The organism is Candidatus Glomeribacter gigasporarum BEG34 (assembly GCF_000227585.1).
GTDB lineage: Bacteria > Pseudomonadota > Gammaproteobacteria > Burkholderiales > Burkholderiaceae > Glomeribacter > Glomeribacter gigasporarum_B.
In genome coordinates this window covers 1-2,273 of the sequence record NZ_CAFB01000021.1, presented here as the reverse complement: position 1 = coordinate 2,273, position 2,273 = coordinate 1, and the positions used below count along the sequence as shown (strand labels likewise).

Annotated in this window: 2 protein-coding genes and 2 pseudogenes; all 4 read right to left on the bottom strand. The window is 58.9% G+C overall.

The genetic code is table 11. The features are described 5' to 3' along the window. Nucleotides 1-211: pseudogene (locus CAGGBEG34_RS00370) on the bottom strand (23S rRNA (adenine(2503)-C(2))-methyltransferase RlmN); the annotation flags it as partial. Between the two features lie 35 nt (nt 212-246). Continuing rightward, entirely contained in the window at nt 247-672 is a 426-nt protein-coding gene (gene ndk, locus CAGGBEG34_RS00365) for a nucleoside-diphosphate kinase (RefSeq protein ID WP_006681958.1), read from the bottom strand. Between the two features lie 219 nt (nt 673-891). Further along, nucleotides 892-1,455, bottom strand: a complete 564-nt coding sequence (locus CAGGBEG34_RS11490) for an SCO family protein (protein ID WP_238984914.1) — start codon at nt 1,453-1,455, stop codon at nt 892-894. Further along, nucleotides 1,435-2,273: pseudogene (gene cyoE / locus CAGGBEG34_RS11485) on the bottom strand (heme o synthase); the annotation flags it as partial. The pseudogene cyoE and the gene CAGGBEG34_RS11490, both read right to left, overlap by 21 nt.

Genomic DNA, 2,273 nt, shown 5'->3' with positions numbered 1-2,273 from the left:
GGGGAGATTGAATGGTTGCGCTCGCCTTGAGTTTTTCCCGGAATGCTTTGGCAAGATCGGTCATGCCGTCGAAATCCACCGCACCCGCCTGGTGAATCCAGCGTTGAAGCTGCCTGGCGCGAAAGGCTGCCTCGCCCAGACAGGCGCAGTATTCAGTCAGACCGCGCGCGTCCAGATCGAGCAGATTGGTGATTTCAGCAGTCGTCGTCATGCGTGTGCTGGCAAAAGAACGGGCTAAACAAGTGCTTAGCGCGCGTGGAGTTCCATGTGTGCAAAGAAAAAGGTAATTTCAGCCTGCGCATTTTCCGGACTGTCCGAGCCGTGGACGGCGTTCGCATCGATATTGTCCGCAAAATCCGCGCGAATGGTGCCCGGAGCCGCTTTTTTCGGATCCGTTGCGCCCATCAACTGGCGATTTCTGGCAATCGCATCTTCGCCTTCCAGCGCCTGAACCATCACTGGCCCCGAAATCATAAAATCGACCAGCGCGCCAAAGAATGGCTGCGCCCGATGAACGGCATAAAACTGTTCCGCTTCCTTGCGCGACAGTTGAATCATCCGGGCGGCAATGATCTTCAAACCCGCTTGCTCGAAACGGTTATAGATCGCGCCGATGGCATTTTTTGCAACCGCATCCGGTTTGATGATGGACAAAGTACGCTCAAGCTTCATGAAAACTCCAGTCAATGTGAGCTGCCATTTTACAATCAGGTGCGCTGCTTCAGGGGAGCCTCAAAGGCATAAGGCTAAGAACCCGTTCACGATCTGACTGCGCGCCCGTGAGCCTGCGTCGGGCGGTGCTCGGAATCCTCACATATTACGTATATGCTCCGGTTCCTGCGCTCCGTCCTCCTTGGCTGACAGGCGCTCGTCACAGACCGTGAACAGGTTCTAAGTACTGATCTTTTCTTTCAACAGCAAGCGCAGATCGTGCAGCCACGACTCCGGCCTTTGTCCATACAGCACATACAGGCGTAACCGTCCGCGCGGATCGAACACATAGCTTGCGGCCGTATGTTCCATCTCATACTCTCCGGATTGCGCGCCGGGATTTTTGGCGTAATGCACGCGAAAATCCCGCGTCACTTTTCTCAATGCGGCGGGATCGGCGGCGCGCAGCGCGCTGAAGTTCGGCCCAAACGCCTTGACATAGCGCTCAAGCGCCTCCGGCGTATCGCGCGATGGATCCACCGTGACAAATACCACCTGTACGTGCTGCGCATCGGATCCGAGCCGCTTTGATACTTGCGCAAGCTCGGCCAGCGTGGTCGGGCAGACATCCGGGCAATGGGTATAGCCGAACAGCAGAACCACCACCTTTCCTTTGAAATCCGCCAGCGTGCGCAGCCTGCCTTGCGTATCCGGCAGCGCGAAGTCGCGGGCGAAGCTGGAATTGCCGCTCAAATCGATATTCTGGAATGCGGGTTTAGAGAATAAGCGCGCATCATGGTCCACCAGCAGCGCTGCAAACAGCAGCGTCAGATACACAATTGAATAGCGAAACAGTCGATGCGCCCGCGCGTCGGAATATTGACGCCATAATCGCCACGCATAGACGATAAAAAGAGCGCCGAGCGCGAGCGCGACGACCAGGTAAACGCCGCCGCTCATATGCGCTGCGTATGGCAGCAGCGCCGCGCCAAACAGAATCCAGCTATACAGCAGAATATGGAGCCGGGTAAATTTTTCGCCATGCGTGAGCGGCAGCATCGGCCAGCCGGAGCGCGCGTAATCATCGCGGCGGGCCAGTGCGAGCGCCCAGAAATGCGGCGGCGTCCAGACAAAAATAATCAGCACCAATATCCAAGCCTGCACAGGCACGGTTCCCGTGACCGCCGCCCAACCGAGCGCGGGCGGCATTGCGCCCACGGCGCCGCCAATCACAATATTTTGCGGCGTGGCCGGCTTCAGAAGGACTGTATAAACCACCGCGTAGCCGAGAAAGGTCGCGAGCGTCAGCCAGAGCGTGAGCGGGTTAGTCAACGCATAGAGTAAACCGGCGCCCAGTGCGCCGGTCAGCGTTGCAAAAGCCAGTATCTGCGCCGAACCCAGTTCGCCGCGCGCCGATGGCCGCCAGGCCGTGCGGCGCATCCGCGCATCGATATGACGCTCGACCCAGCAGTTCACTGCAAATGCCGCGCTTGCGCACAGCCAGATGCCAAGCGCGCCGCCGCATAGAACGCGCCAGGGCACTGCGCCGCGCGCGGCCAGGCACATGCCGATCACCGCGCAGAATACGGCGAGTTGCGCCACACGCGGCTTGGTCAGCGCGT

Bases quoted from the DNA above. Each gene is read 5' to 3' on its own strand.
- ndk (WP_006681958.1), bottom strand. From the start codon at position 672: ATGAAGCTTGAGCGTACTTTGTCCATCATCAAACCGGATGCGGTTGCA.